At 64.6% G+C, this 22121-nt stretch carries 23 protein-coding genes; 2 read left to right on the top strand and 21 right to left on the bottom strand.

Annotated features, from left to right (window positions below; genetic code table 11):
* The first annotated feature begins 143 nt into the window (after positions 1-143).
* Positions 144-1094: an alpha/beta hydrolase gene (locus tag KAZ48_01695; protein ID MBP7971482.1), complete on the top strand. Its 951-nt coding sequence runs from the start codon at positions 144-146 to the stop codon at positions 1092-1094.
* Positions 1087-2331 (top strand): amino acid deaminase/aldolase, encoded by a 1245-nt coding sequence (locus KAZ48_01690; GenBank protein MBP7971481.1) that lies wholly within the window; start codon positions 1087-1089, stop codon positions 2329-2331. The genes KAZ48_01695 and KAZ48_01690 overlap by 8 nt, the downstream gene beginning before the upstream one ends.
* A 29-nt stretch (positions 2332-2360) precedes the next feature.
* Here the strand turns inward: KAZ48_01690 and KAZ48_01685 are convergent, their stop codons facing one another.
* The 21 genes from KAZ48_01685 to carB form a co-directional block, all read right to left on the bottom strand.
* A complete protein-coding gene (locus KAZ48_01685; protein MBP7971480.1) occupies positions 2361-3206 on the bottom strand; it encodes an ATP phosphoribosyltransferase in 846 nt (281 codons plus the stop codon).
* A 78-nt stretch (positions 3207-3284) separates the two neighbouring features.
* Complete coding sequence (locus KAZ48_01680) at positions 3285-3548, bottom strand: phosphoribosyl-ATP diphosphatase (protein ID MBP7971479.1); 264 nt, start codon at positions 3546-3548, stop codon at positions 3285-3287.
* Between the two features lie 10 nt (positions 3549-3558).
* A complete protein-coding gene (locus KAZ48_01675) occupies positions 3559-4047 on the bottom strand; it encodes a 6,7-dimethyl-8-ribityllumazine synthase (GenBank protein ID MBP7971478.1) in 489 nt (162 codons plus the stop codon).
* Positions 4044-5396 (bottom strand): bifunctional 3,4-dihydroxy-2-butanone-4-phosphate synthase/GTP cyclohydrolase II, encoded by a 1353-nt coding sequence (locus tag KAZ48_01670; GenBank protein ID MBP7971477.1) that lies wholly within the window; start codon positions 5394-5396, stop codon positions 4044-4046. Before KAZ48_01670 ends, KAZ48_01675 begins: the two co-directional genes overlap by 4 nt.
* On the bottom strand, positions 5393-6007 hold the full coding sequence (locus KAZ48_01665) for a riboflavin synthase (GenBank protein MBP7971476.1): 615 nt from the start codon (positions 6005-6007) through the stop codon (positions 5393-5395). Before KAZ48_01665 ends, KAZ48_01670 begins: the two co-directional genes overlap by 4 nt.
* On the bottom strand, positions 6007-7026 hold the full coding sequence (ribD, locus tag KAZ48_01660; GenBank protein MBP7971475.1) for a bifunctional diaminohydroxyphosphoribosylaminopyrimidine deaminase/5-amino-6-(5-phosphoribosylamino)uracil reductase RibD: 1020 nt from the start codon (positions 7024-7026) through the stop codon (positions 6007-6009). Before ribD ends, KAZ48_01665 begins: the two co-directional genes overlap by 1 nt.
* A gap of 42 nt (positions 7027-7068) precedes the next feature.
* Positions 7069-7740, bottom strand: coding sequence for a ribulose-phosphate 3-epimerase (gene rpe, locus KAZ48_01655; protein MBP7971474.1), 672 nt, complete (start codon positions 7738-7740; stop codon positions 7069-7071).
* Positions 7741-7762: 22 nt separating this feature from the next.
* Positions 7763-9148 carry an rRNA cytosine-C5-methyltransferase gene (locus tag KAZ48_01650; GenBank protein ID MBP7971473.1) on the bottom strand — a complete coding sequence of 462 codons (1386 nt, stop codon included), beginning with the start codon at positions 9146-9148 and terminating at the stop codon, positions 7763-7765.
* Complete coding sequence (fmt, locus tag KAZ48_01645) at positions 9145-10077, bottom strand: methionyl-tRNA formyltransferase (GenBank protein ID MBP7971472.1); 933 nt, start codon at positions 10075-10077, stop codon at positions 9145-9147. Before fmt ends, KAZ48_01650 begins: the two co-directional genes overlap by 4 nt.
* Before the next feature lie 4 nt (positions 10078-10081).
* Complete coding sequence (gene def / locus KAZ48_01640) at positions 10082-10624, bottom strand: peptide deformylase (GenBank protein MBP7971471.1); 543 nt, start codon at positions 10622-10624, stop codon at positions 10082-10084.
* Between the two features lie 66 nt (positions 10625-10690).
* Positions 10691-12745 carry a primosome assembly protein PriA gene (locus KAZ48_01635; GenBank protein ID MBP7971470.1) on the bottom strand — a complete coding sequence of 685 codons (2055 nt, stop codon included), beginning with the start codon at positions 12743-12745 and terminating at the stop codon, positions 10691-10693.
* 8 nt (positions 12746-12753) lie between these two features.
* Positions 12754-13338, bottom strand: a complete 585-nt coding sequence (locus tag KAZ48_01630) for a hypothetical protein (protein ID MBP7971469.1) — start codon at positions 13336-13338, stop codon at positions 12754-12756.
* A gap of 30 nt (positions 13339-13368) precedes the next feature.
* On the bottom strand, positions 13369-14562 hold the full coding sequence (gene metK / locus KAZ48_01625) for a methionine adenosyltransferase (protein ID MBP7971468.1): 1194 nt from the start codon (positions 14560-14562) through the stop codon (positions 13369-13371).
* Between the two features lie 143 nt (positions 14563-14705).
* Entirely contained in the window at positions 14706-15938 is a 1233-nt protein-coding gene (coaBC, locus tag KAZ48_01620) for a bifunctional phosphopantothenoylcysteine decarboxylase/phosphopantothenate--cysteine ligase CoaBC (GenBank protein ID MBP7971467.1), read from the bottom strand.
* A complete protein-coding gene (locus tag KAZ48_01615; protein MBP7971466.1) occupies positions 15935-16249 on the bottom strand; it encodes a DNA-directed RNA polymerase subunit omega in 315 nt (104 codons plus the stop codon). The genes coaBC and KAZ48_01615 overlap by 4 nt, the downstream gene beginning before the upstream one ends.
* Positions 16250-16287: 38 nt before the next feature.
* The gene (gene gmk / locus KAZ48_01610) at positions 16288-16863 is read right to left on the bottom strand and encodes a guanylate kinase (protein MBP7971465.1); all 576 of its coding nucleotides are present in this window, start codon (positions 16861-16863) and stop codon (positions 16288-16290) included.
* Positions 16863-17174 carry a 30S ribosomal protein S13 gene (locus KAZ48_01605; protein MBP7971464.1) on the bottom strand — a complete coding sequence of 104 codons (312 nt, stop codon included), beginning with the start codon at positions 17172-17174 and terminating at the stop codon, positions 16863-16865. Before KAZ48_01605 ends, gmk begins: the two co-directional genes overlap by 1 nt.
* 25 nt (positions 17175-17199) lie before the next feature.
* On the bottom strand, positions 17200-17919 hold the full coding sequence (gene pyrF / locus KAZ48_01600; protein ID MBP7971463.1) for an orotidine-5'-phosphate decarboxylase: 720 nt from the start codon (positions 17917-17919) through the stop codon (positions 17200-17202).
* Positions 17920-17921: 2 nt separating this feature from the next.
* Complete coding sequence (locus tag KAZ48_01595; protein MBP7971462.1) at positions 17922-18872, bottom strand: dihydroorotate dehydrogenase; 951 nt, start codon at positions 18870-18872, stop codon at positions 17922-17924.
* A complete protein-coding gene (locus KAZ48_01590) occupies positions 18869-19774 on the bottom strand; it encodes a dihydroorotate dehydrogenase electron transfer subunit (protein ID MBP7971461.1) in 906 nt (301 codons plus the stop codon). Before KAZ48_01590 ends, KAZ48_01595 begins: the two co-directional genes overlap by 4 nt.
* Positions 19771-22121 (bottom strand): carbamoyl-phosphate synthase large subunit (gene carB, locus KAZ48_01585; GenBank protein ID MBP7971460.1); only part of this gene is annotated, 2351 nt, incomplete at its 5' end. The genes carB and KAZ48_01590, both read right to left, overlap by 4 nt.

Below are 22121 nucleotides of genomic sequence, written 5' to 3'. Positions count from 1 at the left end.
TACATGTTCGGAATTGAGGGGCTGGGAATAACTCAACGGGCGCAGATCCTGACCTTCTCGGCTTTCCTCGTGCTGCTGGACGTCACGCAGCGCAGGCTCTTCCAGGAGGGTTCGCGGGCGCGATGGGCGGCGGTGGTGCGGGGGTGACCGGCCCGGCAGAGGGCCGCGATGTCACCGGCCCGGCAGAGCGCAGCGATGCCGTCCGCGACGTTGGTCACGAGCGACTACGAGTCGTCGTGGATCACCCAGATCGCGACGGTCCGGCCGTATTGTTCAGCAACGGGATGGGGCTCATCCTCGACTATTGGGACCCAGTTGTGCAGCGCCTGCCGGGGTGGGTGTGCGTCCGCTTTGACAGGCCGGGGCTTGGCGGTTCACCCCCGCAAACGGCAACGGCGGCCGTGGTTGAAGCGGAGGTAGATCGGCTGGTCGCGGTCGCCGATGAGGTGATTGCGGGTAGGCCACTGGTACTGGTTGGACACTCGCTCGGGGCGATCTTCGCGCAGCTGGCCGCTCGTCTCCATCCCGACCGCGCCGTCGGTTTGGTCTTGGTCGATCCCACCGATCCGACCGAGTACGCGAGCGACGATGACGCTGCGTCCTTCCTTGGCCGTGCCCTCAAGGCCGCAACGCAGGTACCGAGGCTCGCCTCCGTCGCTGGCGGCGCGATCGAGCGGGCGGTCACATTCGCAGCCACGATTCGACCGGATGGTCCGCGATTGACGACCGGTCAACGGCGACTGCAGGCCTCCCCCCATCACCTTGCGGCCGTCATCGAGGAATCGGCACGTAGCGGACGATTATGCCAACAATGCCTCGAGCTGGAGGAGCGCGTCGCCATGCCCGACATACCCATCCGAGTGGTCGTCGGAGCCCGGGCTGGTCGTCTCCTCACGTTTCGCAACGAGACGTGGGTTCAGCGAAGTAAGGATCGGATGCCCGCGTACGGCCCGAGTGCGAGGATGGCGGTCTACCGCTCCGCGCACTTGATGATGCTCGATGTTCCAGATCTGCTGGCAGAAGACATCAACGACGTTGCAACGGCGGCCCGACCCGACGCCGAGGATTGCTCACAAAGGGAAGCCGATGACTGACGACGATCGTCTACTCGCCGAGTTGAACTCAGCGACCCATGATCTGGATCCACCGCTGGCGGTCATTGATCTGGCCGCGCTGGATGCCAACCGACGTGACCTGGCAAACAGGGCGGGAACGACGCCGATCAGAGTTGCGAGCAAATCGTTGCGCTGCCGCTGGGTGTTGACCGAGGTGCTGGCCGATCCGAACTACCGCGGCGTTCTGGCCTTCACCCTCGCCGAGGCCCTCTGGCTGGCTGAGCCCGATGGGGATTGGTCAGGCATCGAGGATGTGGTGATTGGGTACCCGACGGTTGATCGAGCATCACTGCGTCGGCTGGCAGACAGCCCCCTGCTGCGCGATCGAGTCACGCTGATGATCGATGACGTTGCCCATGCGGAGATGCTCTCGCAGTTGGCCTCCGACGCCGGTGCACCGTTGAGGGTGGCAATCGATGTGGACTCGTCGTGGCGCCCGCGTCCATTTGGCCGTGGCACTGCCCTGCACGTTGGTGCTCGACGCTCACCGGTTCACGATCGTGACCAAGCTGTCAGGCTGACTCGAGCCATCGCCACTGACCCCAACTTGCAACTCACGGGACTGATGTTCTACGAAGCCCAGATCGCCGGCGTTGGCGATCGTCCAGCGGGAAACCCGCTGCGCGGTCGAGCGATTCACCTCATGCAGCGTGCCTCGGGCGCTGAAATCGCCCAGCGACGTCCACAGATCGTGCAGGCCGTCAACGGTGAACTTGCCCGACTTGGGCGACCAGAATTGGAGTTCGTCAATGCCGGTGGCACGGGGTCACTGGAGATGTCGTCGTCGGACGCAAGCGTCACTGAAGTGACCGCTGGATCTGGGCTGTTCGGTCCGACGCTCTTTGACACCTACGGTCATTTCCAACCGGCTCCGGCCGCCTGCTTCGCACTACCGGTAGTGAGGCGCCCAGCGCCCGGGATGGTGACGGTCTTGGGCGGCGGATACGTTGCATCCGGCATCGCCGATCCATCCCGGCTACCCACGCCTTGGCTGCCGACAGGACTCAAGCTCAGCTCGCAGGAGGGTGCTGGTGAAGTTCAAACGCCGCTGCACGGACCAGCGGCCGATGCGCTGGCCGTTGGTGATCGCGTGTGGTTCCGCCACGCCAAGGCGGGGGAATTGGCCGAGCGGTTTGCCGACTTTCAGCTCGTGCGCGGCGGTGAACGTGTGGGCCACACGCCGACCTATCGTGGCGAAGGCAAGACCTTCCTATAGCGGCGAAGGCAGCCCTTGACGGCCAGAAGTCAAAGCCGACAAGCCAGGATGTCGGTGACTAGTATCCCGCGGCCGCCCAGAACGTAAAGCTCGTCCATCACCCGGTGAACGTCCACCTGCGGCACCATCGCCCGTACTGCGACCCAGCCCTCCTCGCGCAATGGCGAGACGGTTGGCGACTCCAGTCCAGGCGTAACGGCACTCGCCCGATCCAGGAGTTCAGTTCGGATGTCGTAGTCGACCATGACGTACGAGCGAGCAACGATCACGCCCTGGAGCCGACGGATGAATGTCGCCGCCGCTGGGCTCTCTTGGGCATTGGTGGGGCGAACGAGGATTGCCTGGCTCTCCAGGAGCGGATCGCCCACAGTCACGAGGCCGGCCTTGCGCAGGGTGGTTCCGGTATCAACCACGTCCGCAACGGCGTCGGCTACGCCGAGCGCGACGGCGTTCTCCACCGCTCCATCGAGACGCACGATCGTCGCGCTGATGTCCAGTCGGTCAAGCTCGTCCTTGAGCACGCCCGGGTATGCGGTAGCGATGCGCATTCCGTCAAAGTCGGCCAACGTGCTCGCGTCGCCAACGGGTGCTGCCAGGCGGAACGTCGATGACCCGAATCCGAGTTCCAGCATGGCCGTCGCTGCCGCACGCGAGTCGATCAACATGTCGCGTCCGGTAATTCCGAGATCGAGCTGACCCGCGCCGACGTAGACGGCGATGTCGCGGGGGCGCAAGAAGAAGAACTCCGCATCGTTGGCGGGGTCCTGAACCATCAGTTCGTTGGCGCCAGCTGACCGCAGATAGCCGGCCTCGCGCAACATGGTGCGGGCAGGCTCGCTAAGCGAACCCTTATTCGGCACCGCTACACGCAACATCGAACAAACCTCTCGTTGGACTGACTGGCTGGAAAGAATAAGTCTTGCAGCGCTCTACTGCTGACCACAGTGTGCTGCTTAGAGTTCGCGGTAGACATCTTCCAATGTCAAATCACTGGCAATCATGAGGACCTGTGCATGGTAGAGCAACTGCGAGATCTCCTCCGCAGTTCGCTGCGGACCCTCGAACTCGGCCGCCATCCACGATTCGGACGCTTCCTCCACCAACTTCTTGCCCACGGCATGGACGCCGCCGCTGAGCAACTTGACGGTTCCGGACTCGGGATCGCCAGCGGCGGCCTTGGCGGACAGCTCAACAAACAACTCATCGAAGGTCTTCACTGGCCCAACCCTAGTTCGTTGGCGCGACGAAGCCGGTGGGTGTCGTCAATACCCGAACAGTCGCGATCGCCGCGTGGGCGGCCTCCCACCCTTTGTCCTCATGGGAATCTGGCAGGCCCGCGCGATCCAGCGCTTGTGCCTCGTCATCACAGGTCAGCAACCCGAAGCCCACGGGCGTGCCGGTATCCAGGGCGACGCGAGTGAGGCCGTCGGTGGCGGCTCCGGCGACGTACTCGAAGTGGGGGGTGCCACCTCGGATGATGACGCCGAGCGCCACTAACGCGTCAGCGTCCGTGCTGTAGTGGGCGCATGCCACCGGCAACTCGAATGCCCCTGGGACGCGAACCAGCACATACTCGGCTCCGGCGGCCTCACACAACCGGATGGCACCGGCAATCAGTCCCTCGCTGACTCGCTGATGCCAACTGCCAGCAACGATCACCACTCGCAGGCCGGCACCGTCGGGGACGTGCTGGCCTGGACTGCCCTCACCGCTCATTGTTCGTGTCCTTCGCCGATCGCGTCGCCGGTTGTGCCGTTGATGTGGTGACCCATTCGCGTCGCTTTGGTCCGGAGGTAGTCGATGTTGTGGCTGTTGGGCTCAACGACCAACGCCTCGCGACCGGTGACGGTGATCCCGTAGCCGTCAAGGCCCGCAAGCTTGGTTGGATTGTTCGTCAACAGGCGCATCCGCTTGAGACCCAGGTCGGCCAGAATCTGCGCGCCGGTGCCGTACTCCCGTGAATCGGACGGTAGACCGAGCAGCAGATTCGCATCGACGGTGTCAGCGCCCTGATCCTGCAGGCTGTAGGCGCGTAACTTCTGCAACAACCCAATGCCGCGTCCCTCGTGTCCGCGGACATAGAGAATCACTCCGCGACCTTCCTGCGCCACCCTGGCCATGGCGGCCCGCAGTTGCGGTCCACAATCGCAGCGCAGCGAACCGAGGACGTCGCCGGTCAGACACTCGGAGTGGACGCGAACCAACACGTCGTCATCTCCGCGGACATCGCCCATCACCAGTGCAACGTGTTCCTGGCCATCGACGGTGTCGCGGTAGCCGACGGCGAGAAACTCGCCAAATTCGGTTGGTAAGGCGGCCTCTGCGACCCGCTCCACGTGGGTCTCATTGTGGCGGACGTGGGCGATGAGGTCGGCGATGGAGATCATCGCCAAGCCGTGCTCGTCGGCAAATGCACGGCAGGCCGGTGCGCGCATCATCGAGCCGTCCTCGCTGACCAACTCGCAGATCGCCCCGGCGGGTGGAAGGCCGGCCAGCCGTGCGAGATCGACTGCGGCTTCGGTGTGCCCGGCCCGTCGCAGCGTCCCGCCGGGAACCGCCCGCAGCGGGAAGACGTGGCCTGGACGGGTGATGTCAGTTGGTTCGGTGGAGGAATCAATCAGTACTCGAATGGTGTGCGCCCGGTCAGCTGCGGAGATTCCCGTGGTCACTCCGTCGCGAGCATCGACACTGACCGAATATGCGGTGCCCTTGCGGTCCTCGTTTACCTGCGTCATCGGAGGCAGGTTCAGCCGATCCAGGTCCGGTCCGAGCATGGGCACGCAGATGACCCCGCTGGTGTGCCGGATCATGAAGCCGACCAGTTCCGGGGTTGCTTTGGAAGCCGCAAAGATCAGGTCTCCCTCGTTCTCGCGGTCCTCGTCATCGACCACAACGACTGAGTGGCCGGCAGCGATCTCCGCTATCGCGGTAGCGACTGAATCCAACCGAACTCCGGACGGGGCGACGTTGGTCACGTCGGCTGCCGCGGGGGCCAGTGGCTCATCGACCTGATGCGTCACGGTCGATGGCTCTTCGTCGCCGACAAGCTCCTCTGCCGGAATCATCCTTGTCTGCCTTCCATCAGTCGTTCAACGTATTTGGCCAGCACGTCGGTCTCGAGATTGACCTGCGATTCCACCTGCCGGCTGCCGAGCGTCGTTGCAGCCAGCGTCTCCGGAATCAATGACACCTCAAGCCAATTGACGCCATCTTCCCCTACTCCCACCGCGGCGACTGTCAGCGAGATCCCATCGATCGCTACCGACCCCTTCAACGCGATCTGGGATGCCAACCTGTTGGGCACTCCGAAACGAACAATCTCCCAGTGGGGTGCCGTCGTGCGGCTGACCACCGTGGCCAGACCGTCGACATGTCCAGCGACTATGTGACCGGACAGTCTGGTGTCGGCTCTGACTGCGCGCTCAAGGTTGACCTCGTCTCCGGGGGCCCGCTGGCCGATGGTGGTCAAGCGAAGCGTTTCGTGCATCACGTCAGCGGCGAACGTGTCACCCTCCTGCTCGACGACGGTCAGGCAGACCCCATCGACGGCAATCGAACATCCGTGGGTGGCGTCCTTGGTCACCACAGGCCCGGCAATCGTCACCCGTGCTGCGTCGCCGTCGAGGAAATCAAGGGAAACCACATGGCCCTTCTCCTCCACAATTCCGGTGAACATCAGGCCTCCTGGTCGATGCGATCAAACGTGAGACGCACGTCTGCATCAAGCACGGTTACGTCCACTGGCGACCAAGGGAACGCATCGGAGACGGTTTCGATTCCTAGCTCCCCCACCGCGGGCGTGCCCGCACCCAACAGCTTGGGCGCGACATACCAGATCAGCCGATCGACCAGCCGTGCCCGAAGGAAGGCCGTCGCTAGGGTTGGACCTCCCTCAAGGAGTACGTGTCTGATGCCGCGTCCGAACATCTCGGCCAGTCCAGTCGGCAGATCACGGGTGCCGATGACCAACGAGTCCGCAGCGACATTAAGCAAGTGAGCGTCCTCGGACACGGCTCGCTGACCTATCACGACCCGGACCGGCTGGTAGTCGCCAGCGTCTGCGCGCCGATCCGTCAGCTGCGGATCGTCAGCCAGCGCGGTACCGGTACCCACGGCAACGGCGTCCACCTGATGGCGCAGTCGGTGCACGTCGGCGCGGGCTGTCGGACCGGTAATCCATTGGCTCGTACCGTCAGCGGCAGCTACCCGTCCATCCAGGGTGGTGGCGAGTTTGAGGGTGACGAAGGGACGGGATCGCTTGACGGCAACGGCCCACTCCGCATTAACTGCGCCAGCTTCCTTCGCGAGTAGTCCAACCTCAACGTCGACACCAGCAGCCTGCAGTGTGCGATGACCACCGCCGGCGACGGGATTGGGGTCGGCCATCGCGTACAAGACTCGCGTGACTCCTGCGGCGATCAGCGCCTCGCTGCACGGTCCAGTCCGACCAGTGTGGTTGCAGGGTTCCAAGGTGACGACCGCCGTGCATCCTTTGGCTGCCGGACCGGCCGCCGCAAGCGCGTCGATCTCCGCGTGTGGGCTCCCCGGACCGCGATGCAAGCCACTGGCTACCTGCCTGCCCGACGAGTCCAGCAGCACCGCACCCACCCGCGGGTTTGGTCCTAGCGGGTGGTCTATCACGTTCGCCAGACGCACTGCCTCGACCATGGCCGACTGTTCAGCGGGCGTGAACACGTTGGCCTCCTTGTTTGCGGGATCGATCGTTGCTGCGGTTGATCAGTGTCCCACTGTGGCACTGGCCTGTGCTGCGGCGCGGATCCTCGCAATGGCTTCGACCGGATCGGGAGTGCCGTATACCGATGAACCAGCGACAAAGACGTCCGCCCCGGCCTCGGCGGCGATCTCCGCCGTCTGCTCATCTATCCCACCATCGACCTGTAACCAGATATCGGACTCAGTGCCCAAGAGTTCGCGGGTCCGTCGGATCTTGGGGACCACCACCTCGAGGAAGCTTTGCCCCCCGAATCCCGGCTCAACGGTCATCAGCAGGACCATGTCGAGCTCACCGAGCATGTCCGCATACGGCTCAATGGCGGTTGCTGGTTTGAGCGCCATCCCGGCTCGCGCCCCCTTGGCGCGCAGTTCCCTGGCCAGTCGAATTGGAGCGTGCGCTGCTTCGATGTGGAACGTTACGCTCTGCACGCCCGCCTCGGCGAACGCGGGCGCCCACCGATCGGGATCGTCAATCATCAGGTGGCAGTCAACTGGGGTGGAGACGTGGCGAAGTAGCGACTCCACAACCGGCAACCCAAGGGTGAGATTGGGAACGAAGTGGTTGTCCATGACATCCACGTGCAACCAGTCGGCTGCTCCGGCCACCCGCTCGCACTCGTCAGCGAGAATCGAGAAGTCGGCCGACAGGATGCTTGGCGAGATTTGAACGTCCACGGTTGACCAGCGTAGGGCCACGTCAGGTTCGACGCATCAGCGCGAAGAACATCCCGTCGGTGCCGTGGCGTTGCGGCCACAGACGGACCGTGGGGCCTGGGCCAAGCTCTGGGACTCCCGGGAACAGCTCCACCGCGTTCATCAGTACAAAATCGCTGCGTTTGCGTTGCACCTGACTAATCACCAAGTCAGTCTCGGCAACATGCGGAGAACACGTCACATACGCGACGACTCCCCCGACGCGCGTCAGATCGAGCGCCGCATCGAGCAACCGTTCCTGCACCGCAGTGAGTTCGGCGATGTCGGCGGGCTTTCGGCGCCACCGTAACTCCGACCGACGCCGCATCACCCCGATCCCGGTACAGGGCGCGTCCAGGAGGACTCGATCGGCACCGGGACGCAACGGTGGTGTTGTGGCGTCACCGACGGCAACACCAGCAAACCCGTCAGAGCCCGACGCCGCCTGCGACACCAGTTCCGCTCGATGCAGGTGTAGATCAACGCCGACCACCTCAGCACCGCGCTGTGCCGCGATTCCCGCCATGAGCGCGGTCTTGCCACCGGGGCCAGCACAAAGGTCCACCCAGTAACGGTCGCTGCCATCGACGGGTGCCTCCGTAAGAGCGATCGCGACCAGTTGGCTGCCTTCGTCCTGGACGCCGGCTCGACGCTGCCGCACGGCTTGGAATTGCCCCACGTTGCCAGCGGGGGCGATGGCCGCGTAATCGCTCCAGCGCCCGGGCGCAGCGCCCTGGTCAATCAGCTCCTCGACCGAGCAGAGTCCCGGTCGGGCGACCAGGGTGACGTCCGGGGGCTCGTTGTTGACCGCCAGCAGATCGGCGAGCTCCTCTCCGTGTTCACTGCCCAGGGCATCGCGCAGCGACGACACGACCCAGCGCGGGTGGCTATGGCGCAGGGCCAGTTCGTCGACAGTATCGGGGCGCCGTTCGGCAACGATCGCCTCGATCCACTCATCCCGCGACTTGCGAGACACCGCGCGTAGGGTTGCGTTCACCAGACCCTTGGGTGCGTCCCCGACTACGGCGGCGACCAAATTCACGGACGTGTCGACGGCTGCGTACGCGTCAGTGTCGGTGATAAGTAACTGGTAGGCGCCCATTCGCAGCACATCGAGGACCCGGGGGTCGAGGGACGCCAGCGTCCGGTGCACGCATTGACCGAGCACCGCATCAATCGTGAATCGATAGCGCAGGGTCCCGTTGACAACATCGGTGACGAACCCGGCATCGCGCTGATCGAGGTCCGCACCTCGCAGGGCCTGCTGCAACGCCAAGTTCGCGTACGCGTCATTGGCACCCACCTCGTGCAACACGTCGTAGGCGATGCGGCGGGACTGATCCACCGGCGATGATCGGCGGTGTACGGCATTGCGTGGCCGGTTGTTCACGAGAGGAACGCACCGGATTCCACGCGCGCTCCGCGCGCCCAGTCGCCGGCGGCCATCATGGCGCGTCCCTGCGGCTGAACCATGGACAACTCCACCGCACCCGTCGACGTGCCGACCAGGACTGATCGCTTGCTGACGGCTAACTCCCCCGGTCGGAGGGCTGGATCCTCGCTTTCGGTCATCGGCACCAGCGGCGCGAGCTTCAGCCGGGCCGCGTTGACCTCACACCAGGCGCCGGGCGCGGGCGTGCATGCCCGAACCATCCGGTCAATCGCCGACGCCGGCAATGACCAATCGATGCGCGCCATTTCGACAGTGATCTTCGGTGCCAGGCTCACATCATCGGTTGGCTGAACGGCCGGCATCAACTCGTTGCGCTCGATCCCATCCAGGGTCTTGACCAGCAACTGAGCGCCGGCATCGGCCAGTTCGGCGAGCAACGAGCCAGCGGTGTCGCGCGGACCGATCTGTTGGGTGACTACCCCGAAAACCGGACCGGTGTCGAGGCCCTGATCCAACAGGAAGGTCGATGCACCCGTGATCTGATCGCCGTGCCAAATCGCGTGTTGCACGGGTGCTGCTCCTCGCCACGCTGGCAGTAGCGAGAAGTGCAGGTTGATCCAGCCGATTCGGGGAATCGAGCGAGTCTGCGCCGGCACCAACGCACCGTAGGCGACGATCGGGCAGGCATCGGGTGCCAACTGCCTCAGCCGGGCCAGGAAGTCCGGATCCGTCGGTGACTGCGGCCGCAAAAGTTCCAGCCCATTGTCGATCGCGAATTGGGCCACCGGCGACGGAGCCAGGCGCCGCCCGCGTCCCGATGGTGCGTCGGGTCGCGAGATGACCGCAACAACCTCATGATCGGACTCCAGTAACGCACGCAGGGATGGCAGCGCTGGTTCTGGTGTGCCTGCAAAGGCAACCCTCATCGACTCAGTACCAGCGATCAAACTGATGGGGGCTGATCTTCACGACCGGGGGCTCGGAGGAGAACCACTCAGATTCGCGAATCTCCTTCATCGCCAACTTACGTTCTGCGGTGGGCAGCCGATCAATGAAAAGGACCCCGTCGAGGTGGTCTGTTTCGTGCTGCACGCACCGCGCCATCAACCCAGAACCCTCAAGGACAACTGGTTCGCCCCACATGTTCATGCCCTTGGCGACCGTCCGCAGCGCGCGCGGAGTGTCGTACACCAGCCCGGGCAGTGACAGGCAGCCCTCTGGGCCCTCCTGGCCCTCCTCTGACAGGTCGAGACTCGGGTTGATCAGGTGGCCGATCTCGTCATCAACGTTGTAGGCAAAGACCCTGAGTCCGACGCCGATTTGGTTCGCCGATAGGCCGGACCCGGGCGCCTGCAGCATCGTCTCAATGAGGTCTTTGACCAGGACGCGCAGCTCTTTGTCGAAGGTCTCGACCGGCGCTGCAGGCATGCGCAAGACCGGGTCACCGAAAAGTCTGATCGGCTGGGCTGTCACAGGGGTACCTCGGTCTGTTGAAAACGATCGACTGGATTGGTTGCTTTGCGGCGATTGTAGTGCCCCTTAGAACAAGGACACCGGGTCGAGCCTCACCTGAACTCGATGCTCACTTCCGCGGTCCGGCTTTGCCGTCAATGCCAGCCGGACCGCTCGGGCCAGTCGCGAGCCACCCGATGGCGGCGCGAGGACCAGTAGCCGACTCTGAGGTCGCTGCCCAGCGCGGTGAACAGCAACTGGACCCAATCGACGCCATTCGGCGTCATCGGTGAGGATCGTCCCGAAAGCGACGACGTCCTCTTCCGAGCCGGTGATGGTCACCGCCCGCCAGACCGGTGGAAGTTGTGTCTCCTCGCGTTCAACGAGTTCCCGGCTCGCCCACCCGGTCGGATCGGCGCGCACCAACGCCTGGACCGCGCGCTGCTGCGGACCTGCGGTGACGACCACCTGTCCACCGTCTGCGCGGCCGCGAACGAGCGACAAGACAGCGAACCAGCGTCGCAACGTCTCCTCCTCGCTGCGCAGATCGGTTCTGGCCAGCAACGCAGGAGCATCAAGCAGAACCGCCGCCCGGTAGCCGCCAACCGCTATCGGCTCTGCGCCCACCGTGCAGACGATGATCGCCGGTTCTGGACCCACTCGGCTGAGGACCTCGGTGGCTCGTCCACTGACCAGCACATCGACGCCCGGAAACGCACGGCGCAGTTCCTCGGCTGTGCGGGCAGAGCCCACCGCCATTGACCGCAGTCGCTTGCTACCGCACTCATCGCAGGACCAATCCTGCGCCGGTGTGCCACACCAACGGCAGATGGGATCGTCGCCGGCGGCCATCGCCGCCAGCGGGCCGGTACACCTTGCGCAGCGCGCTGGGGTTCGGCACTGAGCGCACGCCACCGCTGGTTGATAGCCACTGCGCGCGACCTGCACGAGCACCGGGCCCTGGTGGCACGCCTGGCGGATTGCCCGCCAGGCGATCGTCGGGATACGGGCACCGGGCGCGTCGGGTTCAATTCGTTGGTCGTCAGCGGGAGTCAGCACCTGGGCGCAGGTGCGTCGGGCAGTGCGGTCGCCATCGACGGACTGTGCCCAGCCTGTATCGACCAGGCGGGCCACCTCGACACTGCGGCTGTGACTCATGGCCACCCACGATGCAGAGCTGCGATGTGAGCGCAGCGCCAGCACTTCTCGGGCATGCCAACCCGGTGATCGCGGCTCGATGAGCGCCTCGTCGCCGTCGTCCCAAACCACGAGCAGCCGCGCCGCCGACATGGGGGCGAACGCACCGTTGCGAGTGGCGACCACGATGTCGCGCGCACCGGACAGGATGTCCAAAAAGGCGCGATAGCGGGCGGCTGTCGACATCGCAGCGCTCAGTCGCGCAACACGATCCGGGAACCTCGCCTCCAGCCTGGCACCGAAGCGTTCCAAGTCCCGAGCGTCGGGAACGACGATGACGCTGGCCCCGTCGACAGCGGCCACCAACCCAGCCAGCAGGTCCGCCGGATCGTCTGTCGGCACGACTGAAACGGCGGCTCGCAACTGTTCGCCAGCATGCAATCGGGCGAGCATCGCGGATCCTCCGACGTAGCGCTGCCAACACCGGTCGTCAACTGTGCTGGCCGCGTCATTCGATCCGGTTGTCCGACCATGGCCTGCGCCGGACTGCGACGCCGTTGCGGCGCCCTGCTCAGAAGCTGCGTGCCGAGGCGGGACGGCGTCGCGCAGGATGTCGGCCAACGTGCCGGCGTAGTGGTCGGCTACCGCTCGTGTCAGCGCGACGATCTCACCGGTCAGGACTGGCGGGCCAGAGACACGTTCGATCCGGGCCAGCCGACCAGTGTGTTCCGGTTGCTCCACTCGTTCAAGAATGAAGCCGCTGACGAGGCGACCTGCGAACCGGATTCGCACCCGCGTTCCTGGTTGAGCCACGTGGGACAACTTCGCTGGAACCAGGTAGTCGAACAAGCGGTCGACCGCCATCGCCGAGACCTCGACGGCCACTCGGGCAATCGGAAGCTGTTCGGCGACGGGACTCGCGCCTTTCGCGCTGCCCTTGCGAGCTCGCTTGCTCTTGCCAGCGGGCTCATTGGTGCTGTGCCCGACCAGTTCTAACTGGTCCATGCCAGCGGCTAGCCCTTGCGGGAGGCGGACATCGAGAAGCCAGCCATATTGGACAATCGAAGTGAGTTCCCCGTGCAGCTGTACGCCAGGGATTCACTCGTGAAATCGGTGATCGGAGAGAACAGTTCAGTCGCATCGGTTCTTTGGGACTTTCCAGCGACCGTGGTCGTTTTCTGGGACTTGACGACACCGCTGGGCTTGGAGACCGCCAGGGTCGTCCCGTTGGCCGTGTAGTCCGACCGACTGGCACCGCTCATCGTCACCACGATTGCGGTGGTCGGCTTGGCGGGCGTCTGCTGCTGTGCCTGGAGTTTGGCCGCGTATTGAGCAGTCAGCGCGGTGGGCGTGAATGTGACGCCGATCGACCCCGACATCTGCGGATTGGTCAGATCCTTAATCAGCGACGACGTCTGCGGCGCTAGCGTCTGGAGGTCCACAACCCACTGGCCCACGAGGCACTGGTCAGCGGAGCTAGCGGGTGAGGTCACCGCCGTCACGGAACTGGTCGGTGCTGCTGTGTCCGAGCCACACCCGGCGAGGGTCAACGCGCTGACCACCGCTGCAGTCACAATCAGCGGCTTGGCCTGGCGCACCAGCATCAACCGGGACACAGCTGTCGCGACTCAGACGCCGACAGAGTTGCGCAGTGCCTCGACGCGGTCGAGGCGCTCCCAAGTGAACCCTTCCCCTTCACGACCGAAGTGACCATAGGCAGCCGTTGGTGCGTAGATAGGTCGGCGGAGGTCGAGATCGCGAATGATCGCGGCGGGGCGCAGGTCGAAGACCTCCTGAACGGCCTCCTGAATACGGGCGTCGGGTAGCAGACCAGTGCCGAACGTCTCGACGAATAGGCCGACCGGACGAGCTTTGCCGATGGCGTAGGCAACCTGCACCTCGCACTTGCGGGCGAGTCCCGCGCCGACGATGTTCTTGGCGACCCAACGCATGGCGTACGCGGCAGATCGGTCGACTTTGGAAGGATCCTTACCGGAGAACGCACCCCCGCCGTGGCGAGCCATACCGCCATAGGTATCGACGATGATCTTGCGCCCGGTCAACCCAGCGTCGCCCATTGGGCCGCCGATCTCGAATCGACCGGTCGGGTTGACCAAGAGTCGGAATCCCGAGCTGTCCAGACCCAAGTCGGCAAGTTCCGGTTCGACCACGAGCTCCCTGATGTCGGGCGCGAGGTGAGTCTCAATGTCAATGTCTGCGGCGTGCTGGCTGGAGACCACAACGGTGTCCAGCCGCGCTGGCTTCTCGCCGTCGTATTCGATCGTGACCTGCGTCTTGCCATCGGGGCGCAAGTACGACACCTCGCCGCTCTTGCGAACCTTGGCCAAGCGGCGTGCGAGCCGGTGGGCTAGCGCGATCGGCAGTGGCATCAACTCGGGGGTGTCATCGGAGGCAAAGCCAAACATCAGGCCTTGATCGCCCGCTCCTTGCCGGTCCAACGGGTCAACGGAACCCTCGCTGCGCTCCTCAAAGGCGTCGTCGACTCCTTGCGCAATGTCCGGGGACTGCTTGCCAATTGCGATCGAGACCCCGCAGGACTCACCATCGAAGCCCTTGGCCGAGGAGTTGTAGCCGATGGCGAGCACCGTCTTGCGAACGATCTCCGGGATATCGACCCACGTGTCGGTGGTTACCTCGCCAGCGACGACGACCAGACCGGTGGTGAACAACGTCTCAACTGCCACGCGACTCTGCGGATCCTCGGCCAGCATCGCATCGAGGATTGCGTCACTGACCTGGTCGGCCATCTTGTCTGGGTGGCCTTCGGTAACCGACTCGGAAGAGAACAGACGTCCTGACATGTTGGTGATGACCTTCCCGTTCAAGCCCTACCGGGCGACTGACACACACTGCTTTGCTGAAGGTTGGTGAGTACTGATACCGGCGAGCGAGACCCTGATTCCCCGAAAGACCAGCCGATCCGGATAGAGCCTACTTGGCGCGGTCAAGCCTGGCCGACAGCGCCGCGCAGCCGCGCCGACACGGCATCGAGGATCGCGTTGGCGACCGCCTCCTTGGACGTTAAGTCAGTCGAACCAACGACACCGGAACTGTCCACGAGCACCACTTGGTTGTCTCGGGATTCGAACCCCTTGCCGGGGCCCACCTCGTTGGCCACCAGCAGATCCGCTCCCTTGTTGACGAGCTTATTGGTGGCTAGGTCAATCAGTTCTTGCTGACCCGTTGCTGTTTCGGCGGCAAACCCCACCAAAAAGGGTGCGTCGCCATCACGGCTCGCCGCCAACTCGGCCAGCACGTCCGCGGTTCGTTCGAGCGCGATTGGCGCTGGCGCCGCGCCAACGGCGTCCTTCTTGATCTTCGTCGCGGACTCATCGACTGGCCGGAAATCGGCAACGGCGGCGGCCATGATGACGATGTCCGCCCCCGCCGCACGGGCAACCATCTGGTCGCGAAGTTCACTGGCCGTGCCCACGTGGTGGACGGTTGCGCCGGCCGGACTCGGCGCCCGGACGTTGGCCGCAACGACCGTGACATGGGCCCCGCGAGCAGCGGCGGCACTGGCTAATGCCCACGCTTGCCGCCCACTTGAGTGGTTACCGATGTACCTCACTGGATCGATCGGCTCGCGGGTTCCGCCAGCCGAGATGACCACGTTGCGGCCCACCAGGTCGGCAGCAACCGCTCCCCGATCGAGAACTGCTCGGCAAACCCCGAGCAGGGACTGCGGCTCAGGCAAACGCCCGGCGCCGGAGTCGGAACCGGTAAGTCGGCCAACGTCGGGATCAATGACTATGGCGCCGCGAGACCGCAGCGTGGCAACATTCGCGACGGTGGCTGGGTGCTCCCACATCTCGGTGTGCATCGCTGGCGCGAACACGACCGGCGCGCGAGTGGCTAGCAAGGTTGAGGTGAGCAAGTCGTCAGCCCGTCCACTGGCCGCTCGCGCTAGTAGGTCCGCAGTAGCTGGCGCGACGACGACGAGATCAGCCTGCTGACCGATTGAAACATGGGGCACGAGGTGCACGTCATCCCAGACGGCAGCGGAAACCGGGTGACCCGCGAGAGCCTCCCAGGTCGCCTGGCCGACGAAGTGCAGCGCGGCTTGTGTCGGCACAACCCGCACCTCGTTGCCTGCCTCGCGCAACAGACGCAGTAGTTCGCATGCTTTGTAGGCGGCGATACCGCCGCCTACACCAAGGACTACTTGTGGGGTCAGGAGGGGCCGACCTTCTCGACGGCGCCGTCAATCTTTTCACTGAAGAGCAGGCCACCGTCGATCTCGCGCAATGCGATTGACAATGGCTTCTCCTGCAGGTGCGTCTCGACCAAGGGGCCGACATTCTCGAGCAGGCCCTCACCAAGCTGGGAGTAGTAGGCGTTAATCTGGCGGGCACGCTTGGCTGCGTAGATCACCAGGGAGTACTTGGAATCGGTCTGATTGAGCAGCTCATCGATCGGCGGATCGGTGATGCCCTGCGGGTCGGGCCCAGTTGACACGGTGTTTCCTTCCGGCTGAAGTCCCTGCATCGATAAGTCGACCGTAGACGGCCAACATCTGGCATAGATCAGCCAGATCGAGCGGGATTGTGGATCCATGCTAGCAACTGCTCCGCTGCCTGTTCGACATCCTGGTTCACAATCACGCAATCGAACTCGTCGGCGGCGGCCAATTCCGCTTCCGCTGCCTGCAAGCGCAGCGCCAGCGCCTGCGGATCCTCGGTCCCGCGCGACCGCAGCCGTTGTTGCAGGTGCTCCCACGACGGCGGGATCAGAAAGACGCTGGTTGACTCCGGCATTGCCCGGCGAACCTGCCGGGCGCCCTGCAGTTCGATCTCCAAGAGCACGTCAGTGCCAGCGTTCAGCTGGTCCTCGACGGCATCTCGCGGCGTCCCGTACCAGTTGCCGGCAAATTCAGCGCTTTCCAACAGCCCCGAATCCTCGCGCATTCGCCGGAACTCATCAGTGCGCAGGAATCGGTAGGACACCCCGTCCTGCTCCCCTGGTCGCGGCGTCCTCGTGGTAGCGGAGACCGAGAGCCAAATCTGTGGAGCGAGCTCCAAGGCCCGGTTCACGACGGTGGATTTTCCTACCCCGGATGGCCCCGACACCGTGACCAATTGGCCCCGTTTTGATTGGGCCATCAGCCAAACTCACGGGTCAGCGCGGCAACTTGGTTGGGTCCCAGACCCTTCAACCGACGCGACATCGCGATACCGAGCCGAGACATTGCCGATTCCGCCTTAACTTTGCCGATGCCCGGCAGCGATTCCAGCACCGTGATCACACGCAATTTGGCTACGGCGTCGTCTGAGCTCGCCCGCTGCAGCACCTCGGAGACTGACATCGCAGAACTCCGCAGGGATGCACGCACCTCGGCCCGAACCCTTCTGGCTGCGGTTGCCCGAGCCGCGGCCGCCGCGCGCTGTTCGTTGGTGAGAGTGGGCAAGGGCACGCGCGGAACTTAGCACCTCACCGGGTCAGATTCGTAGCAAGCTCTGGGCAACTCGGTGGGCCGCGGCGCCAGGATCGTCCGAACCGGTGATGGGTCGACCGATGACGAGCACGTCTGCACCGGCCGCCAAAGCTTCCTCCGGCGTAGCGATCCGATTCTGATCACCGATGTCGGCGCCTGCCGGCCGGACTCCCGGAGTGACCAAGAGGATGTCCGGACCGACCGCATCGCGGATCGCGGAAACCTCCAGTGGCGAGCAGACAATCGCGCGCGCACCAGAGCCCACGGCCATCACGGCGAGTCGAGTGGCTGCGGCCGGTGGTGGACCCGCCATCCCGATCGCACCCAAATCGGCCTCGGTCATCGAGGTCAGCACTGTCACCGCTGTGACCAACGTGTCTGGCAGTTGTTCCGCTGCTGCTGCGATCATGGCGGGCCCACCCGATGCGTGAACCGTCAGCAGCGCAGGCTTGAGTCCGGCGACCGAGCGAGCGGCGCCGGCAACGGTGTTGGGAATGTCGTGGAACTTCAGATCGAGGAAGAGCCCCGGTCCTTCGCCAGCCGCCGCCAATATGTCGGCGACACCTCGCGCACCATCCCGCAGATAAGTCTCAAGTCCGATCTTCAGATAGCGGACGCTGGGCGAGACATCTCGTGCCCACGCACAAGCGATTGCCAGATCAGGCGCGTCAAGGGCAACCGCAATCGGCGCTCGCTGGACAGCTGCGGACGGTTCACTACTCACGGCTAGCCTGCCTGTTCATCGCGTCGGTGCGCATAGGAGACGGCGTCGGCGACGCTGGCGAAGCCTCGCTCCGCGAGCGCGGCTGCGAGTTCCTGGTGGACACGCCACGGTGCCGACGGGTCATTGAATACCGAGGTCCCGACGCTGACCGCATTCGCGCCTGCGAGCAGAAACTGCAAGGCGTCCAGACCAGTGGCAATTCCACCCATTCCGAGAATCGGCAGATCCGGTAGCGCCTGCCTGATCTGCCACACACAACGAACGGCGATGGGTCGGATCGCCGGGCCGGACAGGCCACCGGTCACGCCGGCAAGGGCAGGTCGCATGGTCGTCGTGTCAATCACCATTCCGAGGGTGGTGTTGATCACCGAAACCCCATCGGCGCCAGCATTGACGCATGCCCGCGCGATGTCGACGATGTCGGTGACATCAGGTGACAGCTTGGCCAGCACCGGCATCCGCGAGTTGGTGTTTCGCCGCACCGCATGGATAACGCCGCTGGCCGAGCGGGCCTCACAGGCAAACACCTCCCCCCGGCTCTCCACGTTCGGACAGGAGATGTTGACCTCGATCGCGCTGATGCCATCCTCGTGTCGCAAACGCTTGGCGAGTTCGGCGTACTCATTGACCGAGCCACCCGCGATCGACACGACTGCCCGAGCACCGCGCTGCCTGAGCCAAGCGAGGTCCTTGTTGATGAACTCCTCAATGCCTGGACCCTGCAGGCCGATCGAATTGAGCATCCCAGCGGGAGTCTCGGCCATCCGCGGGGTGGCCCTGCCGGAGCGAGGGTTGACCATGATGCTCTTGGTGACGATGGCGCCGATCTCGGTGATGTCGAAGAAGCGATCGAGCTCGCGACCAGCAGCCGCACAGCCCGACGCGGTGAGCACGGGCGAGGGCAACGCCGCGCCAGCAAGGTCTGCGTGCATATCAACGCTGCGCACGCTCATACCCGGCCGCCTCGACCGGTCGATTCAGGCGACCCGAGGGCGTCGGCGGGCACTGTTCCGACGTCTTCCCAACGAACTTGGTCGCCGAAGAACACCGGACCCTCGGTACATGATCGGGTCATCCGGGTCACGCCATCGGACCCAATCACCGGCAGGACACACGTCATGCAAACACCGACACCACAGGCCATTGCCTCCTCGACCGCACACTGGCTGGCGATTCCGCGGTCGTCGGCGATCGCGGCGATCGCGGCGAGCATGCCCATCGGGCCGCAGCCATAGATGACCTGGCCATCGTGGGCGTCAAGCAGTTTCGCGATGACGTCGGTGACGCGGCCACGCACGCCAGTCGAGCCGTCCTCGGTCGTCACCGTCAACGACGACGCCCGCCGTCGGCCGTCCACCACTCCGAACAGGCGGGCTTCAGTGGCGGCCCCCAGCACCACGTCAACACGGCAGCCACGATCGCGCAGCCTGTCGGCCAGCATGAATAGCGGCGCGGAACCATAGCCTCCGCCGACCAACACGCAGGACACCTTCTCCTTGGGTAGCGAAAACGGCTTCCCCAGTGGAGCGATGACGTCAATGGCATCGCCGCGGCGCAGTGCGACCAGCCACTTGGTGCCCGGGCCGTGGGCGTCGACAACGATCTCGACGGACCCACCCGAGGACCCAGCCGGATCCACGTTGTGAATCGAGAAGCAGCGCCGAAGCAACATAGCGGTGGGCTGCCCACCGACAGCAACAGCAACAAACTGGCCTGGCCGCACGCGCTCTGCGACTCCCGGCGCCGCGAAGGCTATGACGTGATAGTCACCCGCACGCCGAACAGCGAGTACCTCGCCGCGGACTTGCAGCGGCTCAGTCGGTGCGGATCGTGTGGCCCCGCCGCGAGCGCTCACTGAATCTCCGCAGCCCGCAGCGCAGCAAGGTCAGCTGCATGCTGCTGCAGTGTGCGTACCGACAGTTCGCCGGCCTGCAGCGCCTCAATTCCCTCCACAGCTGCCGCGAGCCCCTGCACCGTGGTGATGCACGGGATTCCTTGGGCTACCGCGGCGGAGCGGATCTCGTATCCATCGACACGCGAGCCCACCCCGTGCGGGGTATTGACGATGATGTCGATCTCGCCGGCCTGCAGCGCCTCCATCGTCGTGGGTTCGCCGCGCGGACCGATGCCCTCGTAGTGTTTACGCAATTCGGTGGCCCTGACTCCATGCCGGCGAAGCACTGCTGCTGTGCCGTGCGTCGCCACGATCTCGAAGCCAAGATCGGCCAGGCGTTTCACCGGGAACACCATTGACCGCTTGTCGCGATCGGCGAAGGAAACGAATGCCACTCCCCGGACCGGCAGGCCGCCGGTATACGCGGCCGACTGCGATTTGGCGAATGCCGTGCCGAACTCCGCGTCGATACCCATGACTTCGCCGGTCGAACGCATCTCAGGGCCGAGCAGAGTGTCGACGCCGTGGAACCGACCGAACGGCAGCACCGCTTCCTTGACCGCTACCGGACCACCGAGGGGTAATGTGCCGCCGTCACCGACAGCGGTCAATAGACCCTCAGCGCGCAATTGGGCAACCGTCGCGCCCATCGCAACCCTGGCAGCGGCTTTGGCCATCGAAACCCCGGTCGCCTTGGACACGAAGGGGACAGTGCGCGAGGCGCGTGGGTTTGCTTCCAGGACGTACAGCACCCCCCCAGCCAGGGCGTATTGGACGTTGAGGAGGCCGCGCACTCCGACGCCATTGGCGATTGCCTCGGTGCTCGCGCGGACGCGCTCGATCTCGGTCTGGCTCAGGGTGATCGGTGGCAGCGCACAGGCCGAATCGCCTGAGTGCACGCCGGCCTCTTCGATGTGCTCCATCACTCCACCGAGGAACAACTCGACGCCGTCGTAGAGTGCGTCCACGTCGATCTCGATCGCGTCGTCAAGGAAACGGTCGACCAACACGGGGTGCTCGGGGCTGGCGTCTGTTGCGCGCTGCAGGTAATCGGACAGCATCGACTCGCTGTAGACAATTTCCATCCCGCGGCCGCCCAGGACGTACGACGGTCGAACCAGAACCGGATATCCGATGCGATCGGCGATCGCCTTGGCCTCATCGAACGAGGTCGCCAAGCCGTGGGCCGGTGCAGGCAGGCCAGCCTCGGCCAGTACCCGACCGAAAGCGCCGCGCTCCTCAGCCAGATGGATCGCCTCCGGGCTCGTCCCGACGATGGGGACGCCCGCATCCTTGAGCGTTTGCGCCAACGCGAGCGGGGTCTGCCCACCGAGCTGACAGATGACCCCAGCGACCGGGCCGGCTGCGGCTTCGGCATCGAAGACCTCGAGCACGTCCTCAGCGGTCAGCGGTTCGAAGTACAGCCGATCCGAGGTGTCGTAGTCGGTCGACACCGTCTCCGGGTTGCAGTTGACCATCACCGTCTCGTAGCCGGCCTCGCGCAGGGCAAGTGCAGCGTGCACACATGAGTAATCGAACTCGATCCCCTGGCCGATGCGGTTCGGACCAGATCCCAGAATGAGAACTGCCGGCCGTGTACGGGCCGCGACTTCGGTCTCTTCCTCATACGTGGAGTAGTGATACGGGGTCTTCGCATCAAACTCAGCCGCACAGGTATCCACCGTCTTGTAGACGGGACGAATTCCCAGCGAGCGGCGATAGGTGCGCATGCCCACCTCGCCCACGTCAGCGAACTCAGGTCGCAAGGCAGTGAGTTGGGCGTCGGAGAACCCGTGCCGCTTGGCGAGTCTGATCAGCGCAGCGTCGAGTTGCGGAGCGGCCCGGACCTCGTCCGCGACCTCGTTGATCAATGCGATCTGATCCAGGAACCAAGGATCGATATCGGTCGCCTCGTGCAACTGCGCAACGGTGGCCCCCGCCCACAGCGCTTGCTGCACGTCACGGATCCGACCATCGGTTGCCGTGCCGATAGTCGCCATCAGTGCAGGCAAGTCGACTTCCGCTCGGGTTTGCGGCCACGCAAAGATGGCGTCGCGTCGCTCGATACTGCGTAGCGCCTTCTGCAATGCCTCGGTGAAATTGCGCCCGATGGACATCGCCTCGCCGACGCTCTTCATCGTCGTGGTCAGCGTGTGGTCGGCCTGCGGGAACTTCTCGAAGGCGAACCGGGGGATCTTCACCACGACGTAGTCGAGTGTCGGCTCAAATGACGCCGGCGTCTCTTTGGTGATGTCGTTGGGAATCTCGTCGAGGGTGTAACCAACGGCGAGCCGGGCGGCGATCTTCG

It is taken from the genome of Candidatus Nanopelagicales bacterium, assembly GCA_018003655.1.
Lineage (GTDB): Bacteria > Actinomycetota > Actinomycetes > S36-B12 > UBA10799 > JAGNDY01.
This window is presented reverse-complemented; position numbering and strand designations above follow the sequence as displayed.